The organism is Pseudomonas sp. BN411 (assembly GCF_029871235.1).
Taxonomy (GTDB): Bacteria; Pseudomonadota; Gammaproteobacteria; order Pseudomonadales; family Pseudomonadaceae; genus Metapseudomonas.
In genome coordinates this window covers 259,193-281,715 of sequence record NZ_SSOM01000073.1, presented here as the reverse complement: position 1 = coordinate 281,715, position 22,523 = coordinate 259,193, and the positions used below count along the sequence as shown (strand labels likewise).

The following is a 22,523-nucleotide window of genomic DNA, read 5'->3' as shown; positions in this document are numbered from 1 at the left end:
GCGCCCATGAAAAAGCCCGGCATTTGCCGGGCTTTTTCGTTACAGGCCGAAGTCAGGCAATCAGATCGGTGCTGGCGAACGATGCTACGCCAAGCAAGGAAATTTCGAACTCGGCAACTGCGTCCGCGTCAGTGCTTCCAAAAAGAACCCCATTGGCAAAACGCACTTGGCCTGTTGCATTGGCGCTGAATGCGCTTGCACCAATAAAACTGAACGCCTCATTGGCAACGGTGGCCGCATTCGCATCCAGGGTGGACAGATCGAGCTTGTCGCCCTCTACAGTCTTGAAGTCCTTCACCACATCGCGCAGCGCACCCACCCCCATCTCGCCAAGGGCATTGAAGTCGAATAGGTCCGCCCCTGCGCCACCGGCCAACTGATCCACACCCAAACCACCGTTGAGGACGTTGGCCGCAGCATTGCCGGTGAGGATGTCGTTGAAGTTGCTGCCCGTCAGGCTCTCGACATTCAGCAGCGTGTCACTGCCCGAACCGCCGGTCGCCTGGGCGATCGTCACCGCCAGGCTGGCGGTGACCGCCGCTGTCGCATAGAGGTAGGACGCGGTGTCGACACCGGCACCACCATCCAGGACGTTGTTGCCCGCACCGGCGAACAGCGTGTTGGCGAGCGCATTGCCGGTGCCGTTGGCGGCACCTGCCGCCAGCAGGCGCAAATTCTCCACGTTGGCACCCAGCGTGTAGGCACCCAGAGAGCTGTAAACCGTGTCGGTGCCGCCGGTCGCGGCCACCGCGTTGGTCTCGCTGACGACATCCCCTGCTGCGTTGACGAAGTAGATATCGGAGCCATCGCCACCGATCAGCACATCGTTGCCGAGACCACCGTCGAGGGTGTTCGCCCCAGCGTTACCGGTCAGGGTGTCGTTGAAGTTGCTGCCCGTCAGGTTCTCGACATTCAACAGTGTGTCGCTGCCCGAGCCCCCGGTTGCCTGGGCAGTCGTCACCGCCAGGCCGGCGGTGACCGCCGCTGTCGCATAGAGGTAGGACGCGGTGTCGGCGCCGGCCCCGCCATCCAGGACGTTGTTGCCCGCCCCCGCAAACAGCGTGTTGGCGAGCGCGTTGCCGGTGCCGTTCGCCGCACCCGCCGCCAGCAGCCGCAAATGCTCCACGTTGGCACCCAGGGTGTAGGCCCCCAGTGAGCTGTAAACCGTGTCGGTGCCACCGGTCGCGGCCACCGCGTTGGTCTCGCTGACGACATCGCCCGCATTGTCGACGAAGTAGATATCGGAGCCATCGCCGCCGATCAGCACATCAACGCCGAGACCACCGTTGAGGGTGTTGGCTCCGGCGTTACCCGTCAGGGTGTCGTTGAAGTTGCTGCCCGTCAGGTTCTCGACATTCAGCAGCGTGTCGCTGCCCGAGCCCCCCGTTGCCTGGGCAGTCGTCACCGCCAGGCTGGCAGTGACCGCCGCCGTCGCATAGAGGTAGGACGCGGTGTCGGCGCCGGCCCCGCCATCCAGAATATTGTTGCCCGCACCGGCGAACAGCGTGTTGGCGAGCGCGTTGCCGGTACCGTTCGCCGCACCTGCCGCCAGCAGGCGCAAGTTCTCCACATTGGCCCCCAGGGTGTAGGCACCCAGGGAGCTGTAAACCGTGTCGGTGCCACCAGTCGCCGCCACCGCGTTGGTTTCGTTGACGATATCGAACACGCTGTCGACGTAATAGATATCGGAGCCATCGCCCCCGAGCATGCGGTCAAACCCAATCCCGCCATTGAGCACATCGTCGCCCGCTCCGCCAACGAGGTGATCGTTCATGGCCGCGCCGGTCAGTTGGTCGTTCCCCGCGAACCCTTCGATGATCGCGGCGCCCGGTCCTGCCCAAGTCAGGACATTGGCTGCCGCATCTCCGGTCAGGCCTGTCAGCCGGTTACCGTTGGCATCAAAACGCTGGGAATGGACATCGCCGACCAAACCAGCGGCGTCGTAGGAATCCCAGCTGATCACATAGCTGCCATCAACCAGCAGAGTGACGTGCGGAAACTCCTGAATGTTGGCGGTGTTGGTATTTATCCTGACTTCCAGGCCGACCTTGGCTCCGCTGGCATTGAAGCGCTGGGCGAAAATCCCCGTCTCGTCACCGCCACCACTTCCGCACCAGACCAACAGATATCCGCCGTCGAACAGCGCGGTGATTTCAGGCTCGCCCTGGGAACCGACGGTAGTGGTGTTAACCCGCACCTGCGTACCCACCTTGGTACCCGCGGAGTTGAAGAGCTGGACATAGGTGTCCGTCGTGCCGTCCGTACTGTCCTGGATGGTCTCCCATGTGACGACATAGCCACCATTGGCCAGCGGTGCTATGGCGGGTTCGCTTTGACTGTCGAGCACATCGGTGTTGATACGGGTTTCCACGCCCACCTTGGCACCGCTGGCGTTGAAGCGCTGCGCAAAGATCCCATATGAGTCACCGCTTCCAGTCCCTTCCCACACCACCAGGTACCCACCATCGGCAAGACCCGAGATTGTGGGGTAGTCCTGTGGACCGGCAGTGGTCGTATTGACCACAACCTCTGCTCCGACCTTCACGCCATTGGCGTCGTAGCGCTGCAGGCAACTTGTGCCGATGCTGCCGTCCTGACCATCCGATGCCCAGACAACCACGAAGCCGCCGTCGGTCAATGCAGTGATTTCGGGATTGTATTGCCAGTTCAACGTTGTGCTGTTGACCCTGGTTTCGACTCCCAACTTGACGCCTGCGGCGTCATAGCGCTGCATGAAAATCTCGGCGTCGCTGCCGGCGGCCTCAGTGATCCAGGTCACCACATAGCCGCCGTTGAGCAGCGCAACCACGGAGGGATTATTTTGCACGCCGGTCACGACAGTGTTGACGCGGGTTTCCACACCTACCGGGACGCCCCTGGCGTCATAGCGCTGGGTGAAAATACCGTCGGCGTCGCCCGTTCCAGCCCCCTTCCACACCACCACATAACCGCCGTCCGTCAGCGCCACGACGTCAGACTCGTTCTGATTGCCAGTGGTGGTGGTGTTTACGACGTTCTCTCCATAAACAAAGGTAGGCATGACAATCTCCATCTGCGAATTGACGGAAGGGACCGGGGGCCCACAGCCTCTGGAGACTAGATCGCAGACATTAGATTGCCATCACCGCACTCAGGCTACGCTGACGAACGGGCAGGGACGCTGACTCGCGTGCAGTCAGCGCCCCTGAAGGTGTTCCTTTACCAGCCGGGCGCTGGTGTGTCTCAGCCGATCTGTTCGGCGCGCGCCTCATCCACGTCGCCGTTGGCCATGCAGGCGGCGGCGGTGAAGAGAACGTCGGTGGACGAGTTGAGCGCGGTTTCGGCAGCGTCCTGAAGGATACCGATGATGAAACCGACGGCGACCACCTGCATCGCCACTTCGCTGGGGATGCCGAACAGGCTGCACGCCAGCGGGATCAGCAGCAGGGAACCACCGGCCACACCGGAAGCGCCACAGGCGCAAATGGACGCCACCACGCTGAGCAGGATGGCGGTGGGAATGTCCACGGCGATGCCCAGGGTCTTCACCGCTGCCAGGGTCAGCACGGTGATGGTAATGGCCGCGCCAGCCATGTTGATGGTGGCGCCAAGGGGAATGGAGACCGAGTAGGTGTCCTCGTGCAGACCGAGCTTTTCCGACAGCTGCAGGTTCACCGGGATGTTGGCGGCAGAGCTGCGGGTGAAGAAGGCGGTGATACCGCTTTCGCGCAGGCAGGTCAGCACCAGCGGATAGGGATTGCGGCGAATCTTCCAGAACACGATCAGCGGGTTCACCACGAAGGCCACGAAGAGCATGCAGCCCAGCAGCACCGCCAGCAGGTGGGCGTAGTCGGCGAGCACGCCGATGCCGTTTTCCGCGAGGGTCGAGGCGACCAGGCCGAAGATGCCCAGCGGAGCGAAGCTGATCACCACACGGACGATCAGCGACACGCCATGGGACAGGTCGCTGAACACGTTGCGGGTGGTTTCGCTGCCCTGGCGGATCGCGATACCCAAGCCAACCGCCCAGACCAGGATGCCGATGAAGTTGGCTTCCATCAGCGCGGTCACCGGGTTGGCTACGGCGCTGCCCAGCAGACCCAGCAGGACCTCGGAGATGTTGCCGGGCGGGGCCAGGTCATTGGCGCCGGTAGTCAGGGCGATGGTCGACGGGAAAACGCTGGAAGCCAGCACTGCCACCACTGCGGCGGCGAACGTGCCGATCAGGTAGAGGAAGAGGATCGGCTTGATATGGGTGCGCTCACCCGGTTTGTGGTTGGCGATGGCGGCGATCACCAGGACGAACACCAGTACCGGCGCCACGGCCTTCAGGGCCATGACGAAGAGCTTGCCGAGCAAGCCGACGGCACTGGCGGACGAAGGGGCGATCAGGGCGAGGGCGATGCCTGCGATCAGGCCGAGGATGATTCGGGTCACCAGGCTGGTGCCTTTCAAGCGTTGCAGGATGGAGCCGTTTGCATGAGTCATGGCAGGTACCGCAGAACGTCGGGCCGCACGAGGAGCCGGCCCGGGAATGGCAATTGGACTCCGATGACGCCCCGTCCTCCATGCTGCAGATCAAGCAAAAAGAAAGAACCCTGCCGCGTGGTGTTCACCTCGCAGCCGGTCGGGACGTTTCGGGTTTGGCGCGCATTGTGCGGATTCACACTATGGATGTGTAGAGAGGACAGATGGCCGGGCCGACACATGTCGCCATTTCGGCTGTTTCAGGTCGACTGGGTGAAAGTTGTCAACGGACTGAAAGACAGCGGGGATCTGTGTTTGTGGGGGCGAATTCATTCGCCCCCACAGGCAAAGCAGTCGGTCAGGTTGCGATCACCAACTCTGCCAATGCCGCACGCAGCGTCTCGGGAATCGGCACTGGCCGGTTGCTTTCGCGATCAACGAAGACATGCACGAAGCGTCCGGCCGCACAGGCCTCACTCTCGCCCTGCTTGAAGATCGCCAGTTCGTATTGCACCGAACTGTTGCCCAGCTTGCCAACACGCAGGCCGACCTCGATGCGGTCGGGGAAGGCGATGGAGGCGAAGTAGTCGCAGGACGAACTGACCACGAAACCCACCACGCCGCCGTCGTGGATATCCAGCCCACCCTGTTCGATCAGGTAGGTGTTCACCGCGCTGTCGAAGTAGCCGTAATAGACCACGTTGTTCACATGGCCGTAGATGTCGTTGTCGTGCCAGCGGGTGGTGATGGGCTGGAAGTGGCGATAGTCGCCGCGCAGGTGCTGGGGTTGGCTCATGGGGTTCCTGGGTTCGGTTGGATCGGTTCATGTAGGAGCGAGCTTGCTCGCGAACGGCTGCATTCGCCAGCAAGCTGGCTCCTACCGGAGGTTCAGTAGGCGGCTTGGTAGATGGCCAGGGCCTGCGCTTCGCTGACCTCGCGCGGATTATTCACCAGCAGCCGCTGTTGCAACATGGCATCGCTGGCCAGGCGCGGCAGCATAGCCTCGGGCACACCGGCATCGCGCAATCGAGTGGGCAATCCGCTGCGTTCACTGAAAGCGGCGAGCTCGAGGATCAACTGCTCGGTGAGCTGCATCTCGCTGCCCTGTTTGAGTTTGCTGCCGAGCACCAGCGGCGCCAGCTCTGCGTAGAGCGGTGCCGCCACTTCGGCGTTGAAGCGGAGCACGTGGGGCAGCACCAGGGCGTTGGACAGACCATGGGGAATATGGAAGTGCCCGCCCAGCGGATAGGCCAGTGCATGCACGGCCGCCACCGGGGCATTGGCGAACGCCTGGCCGGCGAGGCATGCCCCCAGCAGCATGGCCTGGCGCGCTTCGCGGTTGCGGCCGTCCTGGACCACCGCGTCGAGGTTGCCGGCCAGCAGGCGCAGGGCCTCGCGACCCAGCACGTCGGACAGCGGATTCTTCTTCAGTTTGCTGGTGTAGGACTCGATGGCATGGACCATGGCGTCGATGCCAGTCGCTGCCGTGACCGCCGCCGGCAGGCCGAGGGTCAGGTCGGCGTCCAGCAGGGCGAGGTCGGGCAGCAGCAGCGGCGACACGACGCCCATCTTGGTGGTCTCGCCGGTGGTGACGATGGCTATGGGCGTCACCTCGGAACCGGTGCCAGCCGTGGTCGGCACCTGCAGCAGCGGCAGACGCTGGCCGCGCGCGTTGCCCACGCCGTAGATGTCCGCCAGCCCCTGCTGGCAGTCCGGGTGCGCCAACAACGCCACCAGCTTGGCCACGTCCATCGAGCTGCCGCCGCCGAATCCCACCACCAGCTGGGCGCCTAGGACTTTCCCCAGCTCCACGGCTTCCAGCACCACCGCCTCGGGCGGATCGGCCTGGACCTGGTCGTAGACCGCAACGCTGAGGCCATCGAGGGCAAATCCGAGGAGGATATCGTCCAGCAAGCCAAGCCGCGTGATGCCCGGATCGGTCACCAGCAGAACGCGCTGGGCGCCGCGCTCGCGGCAGAGGTCGGCAAGACGTGCGGCCGAGCCGGATTCGCAGAGGATCTGCGCGGTAGTGGCAAAGCTGAAGGGCTGCATCGGGGCGTCCTCCGTTGTTGTTGTGGGGGCGCACCGCATTCACACGGTGCGCCGGCTCGCCTGGTCAGAAGGCGAAATGCGCCTCGGGCAGCGCCATCAGGCAATCCGCGCCGCCCAGCAGGGCCTCGCGGTGGCTGCTGGCACGGGGCAGCACGCGACGCAGGTAGAAGCGCGCGCTGTGCAGCTTGGCCTGGTAGAAGTCCGCCTCCGAGGTGCCCGCTTCCAGGGCGTCCTGGGCACGCGCCGCCGCCTGCAACCAGAAACCCGCCAATAGGACATAGGCCGAGTACTGCAGGAAGTCCACCGAGGCGGCACCGATTTCCTCGGGGTTCTCCCGCACCCGGTCCAGCAGGGTCGCGGTCAGGCCACGCCACTCCTGCAGGCGCGCCAGCACAGCACCGGCCAGCTCGGCCAGTTCGGTGCGCGCAGCCTGGGCATCGGCCAGGGCGGAGAACTCGTCCTGCAGGGCGGCCAGTTCGGCACCGCCGTCGCCCATCAGCTTGCGGCGAATCAGGTCCAGCGCCTGGATGCCGTTGGTGCCTTCGTAGATCTGGGTGATGCGGCTGTCGCGCATCAACTGCTCCATGCCCCACTCGCGAATGAAGCCATGACCGCCGTAGACCTGCACACCGAGGCTGGCCACTTCCTGGCCCATGTCGGTGAGGAAGGCCTTGACGATGGGGATCAGCAACGCCGCGCGACGGCTGGCGGCCTTGCGTTGGGCTGCATCCGGATGGCCGTGCTCCAGGTCCAGCTGGCGCGCGCAGTAAGCGGCCAGCATGCGGCTGCCTTCCACCAGGGTCTTCTGGGTCAGCAGCATCCGTCGCACATCGGGATGGTGGATGATCGGGTCAGCCGGTTTTTCCGGCGCAGCCGGGCCGCTGAGCGCGCGGGATTGCAGGCGCTCGCGGGCATAGGCCAGGGCGCCCTGGAAAGCCTGCTCGCCGATGCCGAGCCCTTGCAGGCCGACCTGGAAGCGCGCGTCATTCATCATGGTGAACATGCACGCCAGGCCCTGGTTGGCTTCACCGATCAGCCAGCCGGTGGCGCCGTCGAAGTTCATCACGCAGGTGGCGGCGCCCTTGATCCCCATCTTGTGTTCGATGGCGCCGCAGGAAACGGCATTCTTCGTTCCCGGCGTGCCATCGGGGTTGGCGATGAACTTGGGCACCAGCAGCAGGCTGATGCCCTTGACCCCGGCCGGCGCATCCGGCAGGCGCGCCAGCACCAGGTGGACGATGTTCTCGGACAGGTCCTGCTCGCCGCCGCTGATGAAGATCTTGCTGCCGCTGACCTTGAAACTGCCGTCGGCCTGGGGCTCGGCACGGGTGCGCAGCAAAGCGAGGTCGGTACCGGCCTGGGGTTCGGTGAGGCACATGGTTCCGGCCCACTGTCCGCTCACCAGGTTCTCCAGATAGGCCTGCCTGAGGGCATCGCTGCCGTGCTTGTACAGCGCCAGCACGGCACCTTCGGTGAGGCCGGAATACACACGGAACGACAGGCTGGCGCCCATCAGCATCTCGTGGAAGTTGCACGCGACCATCTGCGGGAAACCCTGGCCGCCGAACTCCTGCGGGCCGGTCATGCTCGCCCAGCCGTTGTCGCAGTACTGCCGATAAGCCTCGCGGAAGCCCTTGGGCGTGGTCACCTCGCCCTGCGCCAGGGTCACGCCTTCTTCGTCGCTGTTGCGGTTGAGCGGCGAGACCACTTCGGCCGCGTAGCGCGCGCCCTCTTCCAGCACGCCGTCGATCAGCTCGCGGTCCAGGCCGTTGGCCAGCAGTTCGCAGTGGCCGGAAACGTCGAAGAGTTCGTGGAGCACGAAGCGCATGTCGCGCAGGGGTGCCTTGTAAGCCATGTCAGGCCTCCTGTTGTAAATCGGCGAAGTGGTGGCCGGACTCGGCCAGGCGACGGATCAGTGCGGCCGGCTGCCAGTGGCTGCCGAAGCGCTCGGCCAGCGCTTCCAGGCGCGCGCGGATAGCCGGCAGCCCCTGGCTGTCGGCCCAGGCCATCGGCCCGCCCTTGTCGGCCGGAAAGCCGTAGCCATTGAGGTAAACGGTGTCGATGTCGGTACTGGAGGCTGCGATGCCTTCTTCGAGGATCTTCGCCCCTTCGTTGACCAGGGCCAGCAGGCAACGCTCGAGGATTTCCTCGGGGCCGACATTGCGACGCTCGAAGCCGAGCTGCTCTGACACCTGCAGCACCAGGGCGTCCACTTCCGGGTCGTGCTCGGCCTGGCGGCTGCCTTCGGCGTAGCGGTAGTAGCCCATGCGCGACTTCTGGCCGAAGCGGCCAAGGCCGCAGAGGCGATTGTCCACCTGCACCGCCGGGTCGTCCTGGCCCTTGCCCGCCAGTTCACGGGCGCGCCATTCCAGGTCGATACCGACCACGTCGTACATGCGGAACGGGCCCATGGCGAAGCCGAAGCCCTGCAGCGCACTGTCCACCTGATGAGGGAACGCGCCTTCCAGCAGCATCATGCGCGCCTCGCGCACGTAGGTATGGAGCATGCGATTGCCGATGAAACCCTTGCAGTTGCCGGCCACCACGCAAACCTTGCCCATACGCCGGCCCAGTTCCAGGGTGGCGTCCAGCACCACGGGTGCCGTGTGTGCGCCACGGACGATCTCCAGCAGCTTCATGATGTGCGCCGGGCTGAAGAAGTGCAGGCCGAGGACCTGCTCCGGGCGCCCGGTCACGGCGGCGATGGCGTCGATATCCAGGGCGGAGGTGTTGCTGGCGAGGATGGCCGTCGGCTTCAGACGGGCATCCAGCTCGCGGAAGATGGATTGCTTGAGTTCGAGGTTCTCGAAGACGGCCTCGATCACCAGATCGACATCGGCCAGCTCGTCGTAGCCGCCCACCGGCTGGATGCGGGCGACGCGCTCGGCGGCCTGGGCCTCGCTGATGCGGCCCTGGCGCACGCTGTGGGCATAGGTCTCGGCGACCACGCCCTGCGCCTGTTCGAGCATCTGCGGGTTGTTGTCCAGCCAGCGGACCTCAAGGCCGGCACTGGCCAGGCTCATGACGATACCTCGGCCCATGGTGCCCGCGCCGATCACGGCGGCCCGCTGGATGTTGGATGCGCTAGGGGTCACTGAGATGTCCTCTTGTTCTAGTAGGCGATAACGGACGCGGCCCGTCGTAGGAGCCAGCTTGCTGGCGAATGTGCTGCATGGTTCGCGAGCAAGCTCGCTCCTACAAACCTCGGTCGCCGCGTGATCACGAAAACGCCAATCACCTTAAGGAAGCCGGTACTATTTTTGAAATTTAGTCTTGTGATGAATGGCATTCCCCTGGTGAATATCTCCAATTTCGATCTCAATCTCCTGCGGGTGCTGGACGCCCTGCTGCGCGAGCGCAACGTCTCCCGCGCGGCGGAGCGCCTGGCCCTCAGCCAGCCGGCGGTGAGCAATGCGCTGAACCGTCTGCGCGAGCTGCTCGGCGACCCGCTGCTGGTGCGCGTCGGCCGGGCGATGCAGCCGACGCCACGGGCGCTGGCGCTGGAGACGCCGATCCGTGCCGCGCTCAAGCAGATCGAGCAGAGCCTGGTGATCGGTGAAGGCTTCGACCCGACACGCAGCCGCCAGCGCTTCACCATCGCCGTGACGGACTACGTGGAACTGATCTGCATGCCACGCTTGCTGCAGCAGTTGGCCGAGGAAGCGCCGGGGGTGAAGATCGCCATCCGCCACCTCTCTCCGAGCCTGCCCGCCGCCGCACTGGACCACGGAGAACTGGACCTGGTGCTGGGCCGCTTCGAAAGCATTCCCTCGCGCTTCGCCAGCCGCCGCTGGATGAGCGAAACGCTGCGCCTGGTGGCCCGCCGCGACCATCCTCAATTGCAGGAGGCGCCCGACCTCGCCGGCTTTCTCAGGCTACGCCACCTCTGGGTACACGGTGGCCAGACCAAAGGCATGGTCGATCAGTGGCTGGGGGAACAGGGGCTGGCGCGGGACATCGTCTACACCACACCTAACTACCTGCAGGCGGCCCATATCGTCGCCAGCACCGACCTCAGCGTGGTGCTGCCGGCGCGATTGGCCCATCACTTCGCCAGCCTGCTGCCCCTGCAGGTGCATCCCCTGCCCTTCGCCGTCGGCCCTTTCCACCTCGATCTGGTGAGCGTGGCCCAGCGCGAAGAGGATGAAGCCCTGCAATGGCTGATCGAGCTTTTGATGGGCATCGGCCGGATATGAGGTGGATGAGTAGGGTGGGCTTCAGCCCACCGGGATGATGGGTATCGCTCCGCTCCACCCATCCTACGGTGGAGCCTGTGGGAGCGGGGGTCGTCAGAACTGGTCGCGGATCACCGCTTCGTCGAAGGCCAGCTTGCCGATGCGCGGACGGGCCGGTGCGGTCTGCTTGCCCACGGCGACCATCAAGCCGATTGCATGATTCTCCGGCAGACGGATCAGGTCGGCCACGGCGTCGAAATCGAAGCCGTCCATGGGGCAGCTGTCCAGGCCCTTGCCACGCGCGGCGAGCATCAGGGTCTGGGCCACGAGGCCGCAGCTGCGCATCACTTCATCGCGCTGCACCTGCGGTTTGCCACGGTAGTAGGTGTCGATGGCACCAGCCATGAACTCCTGCACCGGCTGCGGAGCTTCGGCCCAGACACGGGCGGAATCCCGCTCCCAGGCGTCGAGACGGGCGCACACGATCACCAGCATCGAGGCTTCGGTCACCTGCGCCTGGTCCCAGGCCACATCGCGAATGCGCTGACGCAGGGCCGGGTCGCTGACTTCCACCAGACGCACGTGCTGCAGGTTGAAGGCAGTGGGGGCGAGCAGGGCCAGCTCCAGCAGGGCGTCCTTGTCCTCGCGGCTCATGCTGAAGCTGGTGTCGTAGTTCTTGATGGCCCGGCGGCTGCGGATGGCGTCGTCAATGCGCATGTAGGAATCCTTGGGAGAGGCGAGATTGAAAGTGGCGCCATCCTAAGCAGCCGCAAGGCCTGCTTCCAACACTGATTAACGATGGTATCGATCAAAAAATCCGTATGGCCCGACCTTCCTATGAGAGGCACGGCTTTACCTGTAGGGGCGAATTCATTCGCCAAGGACCGCGAAGCGGTCCCGCAATGCCGAAGGGCAGGCCTTCAGCCTGCTTGGCGAATGAATTCGCCCCTACAAGTCCCGCTGTTGGCTCACCCAATTGCGCACCTCGGCGTAGGGATAGGCCTCCAACGCAGCGAAGCCCGGCAGGTTGCGCGCCTTGAGCCGGGTGAAGAGCGGTGCACTGATGCCGCAGAGCAGTCGGGTCAGGCATTCGGCGCTGGGCGGCTCGCCGCGCAATTCCTGGTAGCGCTGGCTGAAGCCGCCACACAGGGCGCTGAAGCTCCGCTCCGTCAGGGGCGCCAGGGCTGGCGGCTCCGGCAGGCGCGCCACGCGGCCCTGGCATACCGAGCAGTGGCCGCAGCGCTCGGGGACCTCGTGGTCGCCGAAATAGCGGGCAAGCCGCGCACTGAGGCAACTGTCGCTGGAGAACAGCTGCAGCATCGCCTGGATGCGTGCGATTTCGCTGTCTTCCTGCTGGCGGAAGTAACGGTGCAGTTCGACGGCCAGGGCTTCCGGCTCGAAGTCGGGTTTCTGCAGGGCGTAGACCTCGGTCATCTGCTTGCTTTCCAACTCGATCCAGCCGCGCTCCTGGAAGTAATCCAGAGCCTTCACCACGCGGCTGCGCTCGGCGTTGTACTCGCGATAGAGACGGTCGAAATCCACGGTGCACCAAGTGCGTGCTCGGGTGGAGGTGCGCAGCAGCGCTTCGACGAACTGGCGACGCTCACCGTCGAACTGCTCCACCAGGGCTTCAGGCGCCAACAGATGCTTGAAGCGGTAATCGGCGAAGTACGCATAGAGCGGCGCGATGATGCCGCGCAGTTCCAGCTGCACCAGCAGGGTTTTCAGCGGCAGCTGGCGAATGTTGCTCTGGTCCGAGAGCGCGCCGAGCATCAGCTCCCAGCGGTCCCCACCCTGCCCTGCCGCCTTCAGCTCCGCCAGCACCAGGCGGATGCCAGACAGCTCCGGCGTATCGCCATAGACGAAGTTCTCCAGCACGTTGAGGCTGTCGCGGTTGGCCAGTACCAGGCAGTCCGAAGGCTGGCCGTCACGCCCGGCGCGGCCAATCTCCTGGCTGTAGTTTTCCACCGACTTGGGCAGGTCGTAGTGCACCACCTGGCGGATGTCGCTCTTGTCGATGCCCATGCCGAAAGCGATGGTGGCGACCATCACATTGACCTGCCCGGCCATGAACCGGCGCTGCAGCGCCTCACGCTCCTCATGGGCCATGCCAGCGTGATAGGCGCTCGCGGCGACGCCGCGCTCGGTCAGCCACCCGGCCACGTCTTCAGCGGTTTTCTGCAGGGTGACGTAGACGATGGCCGGCTGCCCCGCGCGATCGCCCAGCCAGCTCGCCAGCCGGTCCAGCTTGCGCGCACCGGCCACCGGCTCCACCAACAGGTTGAGGTTGGGACGGTAGAAGCCGGTGGTGATGACATCGGCATCGGCGATGGCGAACTTGCGCTGTATATCGGCGATCACCGTCGGCGTCGCCGTGGCGGTCAGCAGCAGCACCTGGGGGATGCCGAACTGGCGCTGGTACTCGGGCAGCTTGAGGTAGTCGGGTCGGAAATTGTGGCCCCACTCGGAAATGCAGTGGGCCTCATCCACCACCAGCAGCGAGATCGGCACCTGCTGGATGAATCCACGGAAGCGCTCGTTCTTCAGGCGCTCGACGGAAATCATCAGGATCTTCAGCTCACCGGCGCGCGCCCGCGCCATGACCTCGGCCGCCTCTTCGCGGCTCTGCGCCGAGTCGATGCTGGCTGCGGCGATGCCGTGACGGTGCAGGAAGGCCAGTTGGTCCTGCATCAGCGCTAGCAGTGGCGACACCACCAGGGTCAGGTGCGGCAGGTGCAGGGCCGGCAATTGGTAGCACAGCGACTTGCCGGAACCGGTGGGAAAGATGGCGGCGGCCGAACGGCCCGCCAGTACGGCGGAGATGGCGGCTTCCTGGCCGGGGCGGAAATGGTCGTAACCGAAGACCTTGGCGAGGCTGGTTGCGGGCATGGGGATCACTCCTTTGACGGGGGCATTGATCATGGACCCGCAGCACACCGCCTCGGTGCGCCAATTGGGTGGGACGATTCCGGAACTCCGGGGCGAATGTTACGGCTCGGTGTAGACGTAGGGTGGGTCACGCTTCATCGACCCACCGTCGGAGGTTGGAAGGAGTACCAATGGCGCAGGCCCCTGATGGGTTTCGCTTCGCTCTACGCCATCCTACTCGACCGCCAACAATGAAAAAGCCGCCCGGAGGCGGCTTCTTCACAAGGACGCGGTGCAGCTTAGAGCTGCGGGCCGGCGTTTTTGATGGCGTCGGAAACGTCGAACTTCTTGAAGTTCTCGACGAACTGCGCAGCCAGGACCTTGGCAGCTTCGTCGTAGGCAGCCTTGTCAGCCCAGGTGTTGCGCGGGTTGAGCAGGTTGGTGTCGACGCCCGGTACGGCTTTCGGCACGTCCAGGTTGATGGTGTCCAGGTGCTCGGTCTCGGCACCGATCAGGGCACCGCTCTGGATGGCAGCGATCACACCGCGGGTAGTCGGGATGTTGAAGCGCTTGCCAACGCCGTAGCCACCACCGGTCCAGCCGGTGTTGACCAGGTACACCTTGGAGCCGAAGCCCTGGATGCGCTTGATCAGCAGCTCAGCGTACTCGCCAGCCGGGCGCGGGAAGAACGGTGCGCCGAAGCAGGTGGAGAAGGTGGACTTGATGCCGCCGCCGGAACCCATTTCGGTGGAACCGACCAGCGCGGTGTAGCCGGACAGGAAGTGGTAGGCAGCCTGCTCGTTGTTCAGGATGGAAACGGGCGGCAGCACGCCGGTCAGGTCGCAGGTCAGGAAGATCACTGCGTTCGGCTCGCCGGCACGGTTGGCCTCGACGCGCTTCTCCACCAGGTGCAGCGGGTAGGCGGCACGGGTGTTCTGGGTCAGGCTGTCATCGCTGTAGTCGGGCAGGCGGGTTTCCGGGTTCAGCACCACGTTTTCCAGCACGGCGCCGAACTGGATGGCTTTCCAGATTACCGGCTCGTTCTTCTCGGACAGATCGATGCACTTGGCGTAGCAACCGCCTTCGACGTTGAACACGGTGCCCACGCCCCAGCCGTGCTCGTCGTCACCGATCAGGTAACGGCTCGGGTCGGCGGACAGGGTGGTCTTGCCGGTGCCGGACAGGCCGAAGAACAGGGTGGTGTCGCCTTCTTCGCCAACGTTGGCGGCGCAGTGCATCGGCAGCACGTCTTTTTCCGGCAGCAGGAAGTTCTGCACGGAGAACATGGCCTTCTTCATTTCACCGGCGTAGCGCATGCCGGCGATCAGGACTTTCTTGGCGGCGAAGTTGAGGATCACGCAACCATCGGAGTTGGTGCCGTCACGCTCCGGTTCGCAGACGAAGTTCGGGGCGTTGAGGATCTGCCACTCCTGGCGGGACTGCGGGTTGTACTGTTCCGGATTGATGAACAGGCAACGGCCGAACAGGTTGTGCCAGGCGGTCTCGGTGGTCATTTTGACGGCCAGGTAGTGCTCAGGATCGGCGCCAACGTGCACATGGGAGACGAAACGCTCACGTTCGGTCACATAAGCTTCAACGCGAGCCCACAGTGCATCGAATTTGTCCGCCGGGAAGGGACGGTTGATGTTGCCCCAGGCGATCTTGGCATCGGTGCTCGGCTCTTGAACGATGAAACGATCTGCCGGAGAACGACCGGTGCGGTGGCCGGTTTTCACTACCAACGAACCGTTGGCGGCCAGTTCACCCTCACCACGGCGGATGGCCTCTTCGACCAGTTGCGCGGCGCTGATATCGGTGTACACGGCGTTATTGGCTTGCGTCATGTGGTTCCCCGTCGGCGAAAAGCCGAGTCCTCCAAGCGATTTGTAGTGGGTACTGCGACCCCCTACAGCGAAAAAAGTGCGCGCGATTATGCCAGAAAAGCCCGCTTTGGGTAGAAACCTCCTGTCAGCCGGGCATATTCCTGACCGATAATCGCACCCCGGTCACGCAGCGACCCGATGGGCACACTACATATTCAGTGGCGCGTTTCCGACGGTGCGGCGCTGCCGCCACCGGCGAACAACTGGGCGATGTCCGCCGCGTCGAACGAGTAGCGCTGATTGCAGAACTGGCAATCGATCACCACGGTGCCGCCGCTTTCCAGCAGCAGGGCTTCAGCATCGTCCTTGCCCAGGCTGACCAGTGCGTTGGCCGAACGCTGACGCGAGCAGCTGCAGCGGAAATGGATGACCTGCGGATCGAACAGGCGTACCGCTTCTTCATGATAGAGGCGGTGCAGCACGGTTTCGTTGTCCAGACCGAGAAGCTCCTCGGCGGTCAGGGTGTCGGCCAGGGTGGTCAGGTGCTGCCAGTTGGCCTCGCGGGCCTCGGTATCCTTCAGGCGGTCCGCCGGCAGGGCCTGGAGCAGCATGCCACGGGCATTGCGACCGTCGGCGTTGAGCCAGAAACGGGTGGGTAACTGCTGGGAATTGTCGAAGTAGCTGGACAGGCACTCGGCCAGGGTGGCGCCTTCGAGGGCGACGATGCCCTGGTAGCGCTGGCCCTGCTTCGGGTCCACGGTCAGGGTCAGCGAACCTTCGGGCATCAGCTCGGCCAGGCCGGCGGACGGGCTGACCTGGCTCGCGTGATAACGGGCGATGCCACGCACTTCGCGGTCGCTGGAGCATTCCACCATCAGCAGCGGAACCGCGCCGGAGGAACGCGCCTGCAACACCAGCATGCCATCGAACTTCAGGGTGCCGACCAGCAGGGAAGCGGCGGCGAGCATCTCACCGAGCAGTTGGGCAACCGGTTCCGGGTAGGGATGCTTGGCCAGGACGTGGGCGTAGCTCTCGCCGAGGGAGACCAGTTCTCCGCGCACATCGGTGTCGTCGAACAGAAAACGTTGGGTGAAATCGGTCATGCCGGACTCGCTGCATTTGGGCCAATTTGGCCGAAAGGCTGGCGATTTTATGCGCAAATCCGCTGGCTGACCAAGGGCCGGTTGTCTATCACCGATGCGGGCGTTTTCTATCGATCGAAAACCCGGCGGCAGGGGCCGGTCTTCGCTGTGACCCTATTCGTGACCGCCGCGCAGGAAATGAATCTGCCGGCGCTGTTTCTTGGTCGGCCGGCCATCGGTCTGGATACCCAGGGCACCGGCCTTGCGCATGGCGGCGGCCTCTTCGCGCTTGGCCAGGCTTTCGGCAGTTTCCTCGTAGAGGGTCTGCGCCTCGGGGGCACCACGCCGGACCACCGACAGTGCGCGGACGACGACAGTGCGTTCATCGAAACCGGTGCGGATCACATATTCGTCCCCGACCCGGGGCTCCTTCGACGGCTTGCAGCGATCGCCGTGATGGTGGACCTTGCCTCCCTCGATGGCTTCCTTGGCCAGGGCGCGGGTCTTGTAGAAGCGCGCGGCCCACAGCCACTTGTCGAGGCGAACCTTGTCGTCGTCTTTGTCGTCTTTCTCTTTCGCACGCATGACTCGTTTCCATCCTGCACGGGCTGCCCCATTCGCCAGCCCGGTCTAAGCTCAGCCAGGGCCAGATGCAGTTGTCACATCGGCCCACTAGAATGCGCCAACTTTACCGGAAAGCCTGCATTGAAGACTTTCGACCATCTCTCCGTGATCGGACTCCGCGAATGGATCGCCCTGCCAGAACTCGGCATGGTCGGCCTGCGCGCAAAGATCGATACCGGCGCCAGCACCTCCACCCTGCACGCCAGCGACATCATCCCCTTTGAAAAGAAAGGCAAGCAGTGGGTCCGGTTCACCGCGCACCTCGGCACCCTGGTGCAGCGGCGACATCGTTGCGAAGCGCAAGTGGTTTCGGTGAAGACCATAAAAAGCTCCAACGGCCAGGCACAGACCCGTTATGTCATTCGCACCCTGCTCGCGCTGGGTGACCGGATCTGGCCTATCGAGTTCACCCTGGCCTGCCGCAAGACCATGCGTTACCGCGTTCTGCTGGGCTCCAAGGCCCTGGTCCAGGCGCAACTGGTGGTCAACCCGGCACTCACCTACGTTCAGGAAAAACCGACTCTTTCCCTTCCGGGTGCCCAATGAAAATCGCCGTGTTATCGCGCAATCCGCGCCTGTATTCGACTCGCCGCCTCGTCGAGGCCGGCCAGCAGCGCGGCCATGAGATGGTGGTCATCGACACCCTGCGCGCCTATATGAACATCGCCAGCCACAAGCCGCAGATCCACTACCGCGGCCAGCCGCTGGAGGGCTTCGACGCGGTGATCCCGCGGATCGGCGCCTCGGTCACCTTCTATGGCTGCGCCGTGCTGCGCCAGTTCGAGATGATGGGGGTATTCCCGCTCAACGAATCGGTGGCCATCACCCGCTCGCGGGACAAGTTGCGCTCGCTGCAGCTGCTCTCGCGCAAGGGCATCGGCCTGCCGGTGACCGGCTTCGCCCACTCCCCCGACGACATCCCCGACCTGATCCGCATGGTCAACGGCGCGCCGCTGGTGATCAAGGTGCTGGAAGGCACCCAGGGCATAGGCGTGGTGCTGTGCGAAACGGAGAAGGCCGCCGAATCGGTGATCGAGGCCTTCATGGGCCTGAAGCAGAACATCATGGTGCAGGAATACATCCGCGAGGCCGGCGGCGCCGATATCCGCTGCTTCGTGGTGGGCGACAAGGTGATCGCGGCGATGAAGCGCCAGGCCAAGCCGGGTGAATTCCGCTCCAACCTGCATCGCGGCGGCAGCGCCAGCCTGATCAAGATCACCCCGGAAGAGCGCATGACTGCGATCCGCGCCGCCAAGGTCATGGGCCTGTCGGTGGCGGGCGTGGACATCCTGCGCTCCAATCACGGCCCGCTGGTGATGGAGGTGAATTCCTCCCCCGGCCTGGAAGGCATCGAGACCACCACTGGGCACGATGTGGCTGGAATCATCATCCAGTACCTGGAGAAGAACGCCTGCCCCAATTCGACCAGGACCAAAGGCAAGGGGTAAGCGCCCCGCGCTGTGGGGCGATTTCAATCGCAGTGGCCAGCGAAGCTGGCCCCATGCGAGTCAGCAGGCGGACCTGCGGTCCGCTTCGCGAATGAATTCGCCCCCACATGGGGCAGATTCATGCGCCTTACAGGCTCTGCACCACCGCCTGCCGACCTTCCCGCTCGCGAATCCAGCTGCGGAAGTCTCCCTCGTCCAGCGGCCGGCTGAAGAAATAGCCCTGGCCCAGCTCGCAGCCGCGCTGGCGCAGCATGGACAGTTGTTCTTCGCTCTCGATGCCTTCGGCAATGCATTCCAGGCCGAGATTGCGGCCGATGGCCAATATGGTTTCCACCAGGGCCAGGTCGCTCGCGTCGACGGCCAGGCCATCGACGAAGCTGCGGTCGATCTTCAGCCTGTCCAGCGGCAGGCGCTTGAGGTAAGCCAGGGATGAATAGCCCGTGCCGAAATCGTCGATGGCAAAACGCACGCCCAGCGACTTGAGCGCTTGCATGGCGGAAATGCACTGTTCCACCTCTTCCAGCAGGCTGCCTTCGGTGATTTCCAGCTCCAGCCGGCCGGGCGGAACGCCATGGCGCTTGAGGGCGCTGTTGATGCGTTCGACGAAGCCGGGTTTGCGCAGCTCGCGGGGGCTGACGTTGATGGCCAGCACCAGCCACGGCAGGTCGGTCTGCCAGGTGGCGAGGCAGGTGCAGGCGCGCTCCAGCATCCAGTCTGAGAGTTCGAGGATCAGGCCGGTTTCTTCGGCCAACGGGATGAACTGCGCTGGCGGCACTTCACCGCGTGTGGGGTGATGCCAGCGCATCAGCGCCTCGGCACCCAGTACACGACCATCGGCCAGGGCCAGTTGCGGTTGAAACTCCAGGCTGAGCTGGCCGCGGTCGATGGCCTGGCGCAGCTCGCTCTGCAGCTGCAGGCGCTGGTCGATGGCCGCCTGCATTTCCGGCGCGAAGAAATGCAGGGCGTTGCGCCCGGACTGCTTGGCCCGATACATGGCGGTGTCCGCCTGCTTGAGGACGTCGGCGGCGACCTGCTCGATGAAGGGATGCAGGGCGATACCGATGCTGGCGCTGACCACCAGTTCGTGTTCGCCGATGGTGTAACTGCCGTGCAGGCTCTGCAGCAGTTTGTCGCCCACCTCGGCGGCCAGCTTGCCGGCCTGTTCCGGGTTGTCAGCCAGGGCTTCCAACAGCACCACGAACTCGTCGCCGCCAAGTCGCGCCAGGGTGTCTTCATTGCGCAGGCAACCGGCCAGACGTGCCGTGACCTCCCGCAGCAGGGCATCGCCCACTGGGTGGCCAAGGCTGTCGTTGACCGTCTTGAAGTGGTCCAGGTCGATGAACAGCAACGCCCCGTAGCGGCCCTCGCGCTGCTCACGGGCCATGGCGTGTTGCAGGCGGTCGAGCAGCAAGCGGCGATTGGGCAGGCCGGTGAGCTCGTCGCTGTAGGCCAGGCGCTCGATCTCGCGCTGGTAGCGCTGGCGCTCGGAGATATCGGTGATGCTCAGGCGGATCAGCGGCCGGCCCTCGCCGGGCAGGCGCACCAGGCGCACCTCGCACGGACGCACGCGGCCGTTCACGTCGCGCATCAGCCAGTCGAAAGTGGGCGTGTCGCCCTTGAGCGCGGCGCGGGTATAGGCATTGCCCAGCTCCCGCGACGAGCGGCCATCGGCCTGCAGCGGTGGGCTGAAGCTGGTGGGCATGTGGCCGTGCAGCAGCTCGCGGGACATGCCGAACAGGCGCGCGGCGTTCTCGTTGGCTTCGACGATGCCGTGCTGTGGATCGAACACCAGGATGGCTTCCGGCGCGTGCTCCACCAGGGTCCGGTAGCGCGCCTCGGCCTCGTGCCGGGCGCTGATGTCTTCTACCAGCGCCAGCAAGGCATAGAGCTGGCCGTCCAGGTCACGTACACCGCGCACGTTGACCCGCGCGTGCACCGTGCCACCGGAGCCTTTCATGAAGCGCTTGTCGAGTTCGTAGCCATCGCGCTCGCCCTTGCGCACCTCCTCCAGCAGTGCTTCCTCGGCAGCGCGGTCCTCGGCCACCGTCATGCTCATCCAGTCGACGCCGCGCAGCTGTTCGCGGGAGCGGCCGAGAATGCTGCAGAGCTTGTAGTTGACCTCTTCCCAGCGCTGGTCCGGGGTGCACAGCGCCATGCCGATCAACGGCGCCTCGAAGAACAGGTGCAGGTGCTTGTCGCGCTCGTGCTGCAGGCGCTCGGCGCGCTTCTGGCTGGTCAGGTCGAGCATGGCGCCGTAGATGCGGATCACCTGATCGCCATCGTGCTCGGCCAACCCCTTGATCCGTAGCCAGCGCGGAGTACCGCGAGCGGCCTGGATGCGCAGCTCCACGTCGAAGGGCTCGGCGCTGCGCAGGCACTGCTCCAGGGTGTCTTCCAGCAGCGAGCGGCTGGCCGGGTCGAAGTAGCTGAGCATCTGCCCGAGGCTGGGAGCGCCAGCACTCGGGTCCAGTTCATAGATGCGGAAGCTGCCCTCGCTCCAGGCCATCTTCAGGGTGGCGATCTCCAGCACCCAGCTGCCGATGTCGGCAATGGCTTCGGTCTGGTTCAGCAGGTGCGTCTGGCGCAGCAACTCGTCACGGCGGGTATCCAGTTCTTCGGAGAGCATTTCGCGGCCGCTGACGTCGTGCTGCAGGGCGACGAAATGGCTGATGCCCAAGGCGTCGCGCATGGGCGCCACGGTGATCTCGTTCCAGAACAGGCTGCCGTCCTTGCGGTAGTTGCGTAGCACCAGCTGGCACTGTTCGCCGCGCTGCAACGCATCCTGCAGACGCGGCAGCTCGGACTGGTTGCGGTCGTGATGGAGCAGGAAGCGCCAGTGATTGCCCAGGGCCTCGTCTCGCGAATAGCCGCTCATCTGTTCGAAGGCCGGGTTGCAGTAGATCAGCGGCTGGTCGGCCTGGCGCGCGTCGACGATGGTCACCCCCAGGGGGCTGGCCTGTAGCGCCAGGTTGCTCATGGCCAGTTCCTTCTGCATCTCGTCGCGGCGAGCCAACGCCAGACGCAGGTCGCTCAGGCTACGCCCGACCAGCAGGGCGGACATCATCAGCAGCAGCACACTGAAATAGAGTTCGACGCCCGACTGCGGCTCGGCCAGGCGCGCAGCACCATCGAACTGGCGCAGCGCCGGCAGGGCGAGCACGGTCAGGGCAGTGAGGCCGGCACCGCAGAGGGCACCGGGAAAGCCCCAGACCAGCCCCAATCCGAGCATCATCAAACCGATGGGCGGCAGGGTGAGGATCAGCGGCACGACGGTCAGCAGCCAGGGAATGAGTAGCGCCAGCACCAGCAGCAATGGCCAGGGCGGCAGGCGGTGCAGGGTCTCCGGCAACGCCTCCACCGGCTCCGGCACCCAGCCACGGCGGCTGAACAGCGGCGTGAGGTAGGTCAGCAGCGGCAGGCTGACAGCCAGAGTGGTCAGGCACGCTCCGGGCCAGACCAGCAGGGCGGAGTTGCCCCAGCTCTCGCGTGCCGTGCTATGGCTCAGCATCAGCGCCGCCTGCTCGCCGTAGACCAGCAGGCTCACCGGCAGCAGCACGCCGTAGAGCATGAAACGCAGCAATTCAGGGAAGTCGCGCAGGTCAGCGTGGCAACCGGCACGCTTGAGCGCCCACCAGCCCACGGCGACGCTGAGTGTTTCCGGCACGGCGTAGAGCGGCGCCCAGTACCAACTGAGGTCCCACAGGGGCACGCTGAGCAGCGCGTTGAAATAGATGGCAGGCAGCACCCGCGCGCCCCACCACAGGCAGAACACCAGGCCGAGGGCAAAGGGCAGGTACCAGACGGCCAGTCCACTGGAAGCCTGGGTACCAAGGGAAACCCAAGTGGCCAGATGCAGCAGCGGCAGAGGCAACCACCAGGTCCATTGGGGTAGTCGGAAAGAAGCAGCTGGCATACTGACCTCATGTCGGTGCGCAAGCTGAGGATAGCCCAGCGCCGGGCTAGCGTACGCCGAACGACTGGCGTCGTGACAGCACTGCCGATGGC

15 protein-coding genes are annotated in these 22,523 nt (G+C 64.7%); 3 read left to right on the top strand and 12 right to left on the bottom strand.

Translation table 11 applies throughout. The features are described from left to right. Window positions 1–52: 52 nt before the first annotated feature. The 6 genes from E8F06_RS19325 to E8F06_RS19300 all read right to left on the bottom strand — a co-directional run bounded on the left by E8F06_RS19325 (window position 53) and on the right by E8F06_RS19300 (window position 9,593). A complete protein-coding gene (locus tag E8F06_RS19325) occupies window positions 53–3,040 on the bottom strand; it encodes a calcium-binding protein (RefSeq protein ID WP_280370124.1) in 2,988 nt (995 codons plus the stop codon). A 182-nt stretch (window positions 3,041–3,222) separates the two neighbouring features. After that, window positions 3,223–4,467 carry a serine/threonine transporter SstT gene (gene sstT / locus E8F06_RS19320; RefSeq protein WP_280370122.1) on the bottom strand — a complete coding sequence of 415 codons (1,245 nt, stop codon included), beginning with the start codon at window positions 4,465–4,467 and terminating at the stop codon, window positions 3,223–3,225. Between the two features lie 337 nt (window positions 4,468–4,804). Then, a complete protein-coding gene (locus E8F06_RS19315) occupies window positions 4,805–5,242 on the bottom strand; it encodes a thioesterase family protein (protein WP_280370120.1) in 438 nt (145 codons plus the stop codon). Window positions 5,243–5,334: 92 nt separating this feature from the next. After that, the gene (locus tag E8F06_RS19310) at window positions 5,335–6,498 is read right to left on the bottom strand and encodes an iron-containing alcohol dehydrogenase (RefSeq protein ID WP_280370118.1); all 1,164 of its coding nucleotides are present in this window, start codon (window positions 6,496–6,498) and stop codon (window positions 5,335–5,337) included. Between the two features lie 64 nt (window positions 6,499–6,562). Continuing rightward, window positions 6,563–8,353, bottom strand: coding sequence for an acyl-CoA dehydrogenase C-terminal domain-containing protein (locus E8F06_RS19305; RefSeq protein WP_280370116.1), 1,791 nt, complete (start codon window positions 8,351–8,353; stop codon window positions 6,563–6,565). A 1-nt stretch (window position 8,354) separates the two neighbouring features. Further along, complete coding sequence (locus E8F06_RS19300; RefSeq protein ID WP_280370114.1) at window positions 8,355–9,593, bottom strand: 3-hydroxyacyl-CoA dehydrogenase; 1,239 nt, start codon at window positions 9,591–9,593, stop codon at window positions 8,355–8,357. Between the two features lie 201 nt (window positions 9,594–9,794). On the opposite strand from E8F06_RS19300, the gene E8F06_RS19295 reads away from it, so the two are divergent. Next, the gene (locus E8F06_RS19295) at window positions 9,795–10,694 is read left to right on the top strand and encodes a LysR family transcriptional regulator (RefSeq protein WP_280370634.1); all 900 of its coding nucleotides are present in this window, start codon (window positions 9,795–9,797) and stop codon (window positions 10,692–10,694) included. Window positions 10,695–10,787: 93 nt separating this feature from the next. On the opposite strand, the gene E8F06_RS19290 is transcribed toward E8F06_RS19295, so the two are convergent. The 5 genes from E8F06_RS19290 to E8F06_RS19270 all read right to left on the bottom strand — a co-directional run bounded on the left by E8F06_RS19290 (window position 10,788) and on the right by E8F06_RS19270 (window position 17,031). Further along, a complete protein-coding gene (locus E8F06_RS19290) occupies window positions 10,788–11,390 on the bottom strand; it encodes a nitroreductase family protein (protein ID WP_280370112.1) in 603 nt (200 codons plus the stop codon). Window positions 11,391–11,621: 231 nt separating this feature from the next. Next, window positions 11,622–13,562: an ATP-dependent DNA helicase RecQ gene (locus tag E8F06_RS19285; protein ID WP_280370110.1), complete on the bottom strand. Its 1,941-nt coding sequence runs from the start codon at window positions 13,560–13,562 to the stop codon at window positions 11,622–11,624. Window positions 13,563–13,840: 278 nt separating this feature from the next. After that, a complete protein-coding gene (locus E8F06_RS19280) occupies window positions 13,841–15,385 on the bottom strand; it encodes a phosphoenolpyruvate carboxykinase (RefSeq protein ID WP_280370108.1) in 1,545 nt (514 codons plus the stop codon). Between the two features lie 194 nt (window positions 15,386–15,579). Next, window positions 15,580–16,467, bottom strand: coding sequence for an Hsp33 family molecular chaperone HslO (gene hslO / locus E8F06_RS19275; RefSeq protein WP_280370106.1), 888 nt, complete (start codon window positions 16,465–16,467; stop codon window positions 15,580–15,582). 153 nt (window positions 16,468–16,620) lie between these two features. After that, window positions 16,621–17,031, bottom strand: a complete 411-nt coding sequence (locus E8F06_RS19270; protein ID WP_280370104.1) for a S4 domain-containing protein — start codon at window positions 17,029–17,031, stop codon at window positions 16,621–16,623. 147 nt (window positions 17,032–17,178) lie between these two features. Between E8F06_RS19270 and E8F06_RS19265 the strand changes: the two genes are divergently transcribed. Together E8F06_RS19265 and rimK are read left to right on the top strand one after the other, a co-directional pair. Then, complete coding sequence (locus E8F06_RS19265; RefSeq protein WP_280370632.1) at window positions 17,179–17,616, top strand: ATP-dependent zinc protease; 438 nt, start codon at window positions 17,179–17,181, stop codon at window positions 17,614–17,616. Then, a complete protein-coding gene (rimK, locus tag E8F06_RS19260) occupies window positions 17,613–18,518 on the top strand; it encodes a 30S ribosomal protein S6--L-glutamate ligase (protein ID WP_151138159.1) in 906 nt (301 codons plus the stop codon). The genes E8F06_RS19265 and rimK overlap by 4 nt, the downstream gene beginning before the upstream one ends. A gap of 127 nt (window positions 18,519–18,645) precedes the next feature. Here rimK and E8F06_RS19255 read toward each other — a convergent pair whose 3' ends face one another. Next, window positions 18,646–22,431, bottom strand: coding sequence for an EAL domain-containing protein (locus E8F06_RS19255; protein ID WP_280370102.1), 3,786 nt, complete (start codon window positions 22,429–22,431; stop codon window positions 18,646–18,648). Between the last annotated feature and the right edge of the window lie 92 nt (window positions 22,432–22,523).

Bases quoted from the DNA above. Each gene is read 5' to 3' on its own strand.
- sstT (WP_280370122.1), bottom strand. From the start codon at position 4,467: ATGACTCATGCAAACGGCTCCATCCTGCAACGCTTGAAAGGCACCAGC.
- E8F06_RS19305 (WP_280370116.1), bottom strand. From the start codon at position 8,353: ATGGCTTACAAGGCACCCCTGCGCGACATGCGCTTCGTGCTCCACGAA.
- E8F06_RS19310 (WP_280370118.1), bottom strand. From the start codon at position 6,498: ATGCAGCCCTTCAGCTTTGCCACTACCGCGCAGATCCTCTGCGAATCC.
- E8F06_RS19280 (WP_280370108.1), bottom strand. From the start codon at position 15,385: ATGACGCAAGCCAATAACGCCGTGTACACCGATATCAGCGCCGCGCAA.
- E8F06_RS19270 (WP_280370104.1), bottom strand. From the start codon at position 17,031: ATGCGTGCGAAAGAGAAAGACGACAAAGACGACGACAAGGTTCGCCTC.
- E8F06_RS19315 (WP_280370120.1), bottom strand. From the start codon at position 5,242: ATGAGCCAACCCCAGCACCTGCGCGGCGACTATCGCCACTTCCAGCCC.
- hslO (WP_280370106.1), bottom strand. From the start codon at position 16,467: ATGACCGATTTCACCCAACGTTTTCTGTTCGACGACACCGATGTGCGC.
- E8F06_RS19285 (WP_280370110.1), bottom strand. From the start codon at position 13,562: ATGCCCGCAACCAGCCTCGCCAAGGTCTTCGGTTACGACCATTTCCGC.
- rimK (WP_151138159.1), top strand. From the start codon at position 17,613: ATGAAAATCGCCGTGTTATCGCGCAATCCGCGCCTGTATTCGACTCGC.
- E8F06_RS19290 (WP_280370112.1), bottom strand. From the start codon at position 11,390: ATGCGCATTGACGACGCCATCCGCAGCCGCCGGGCCATCAAGAACTAC.
- E8F06_RS19325 (WP_280370124.1), bottom strand. From the start codon at position 3,040: ATGCCTACCTTTGTTTATGGAGAGAACGTCGTAAACACCACCACCACT.
- E8F06_RS19255 (WP_280370102.1), bottom strand. From the start codon at position 22,431: ATGCCAGCTGCTTCTTTCCGACTACCCCAATGGACCTGGTGGTTGCCT.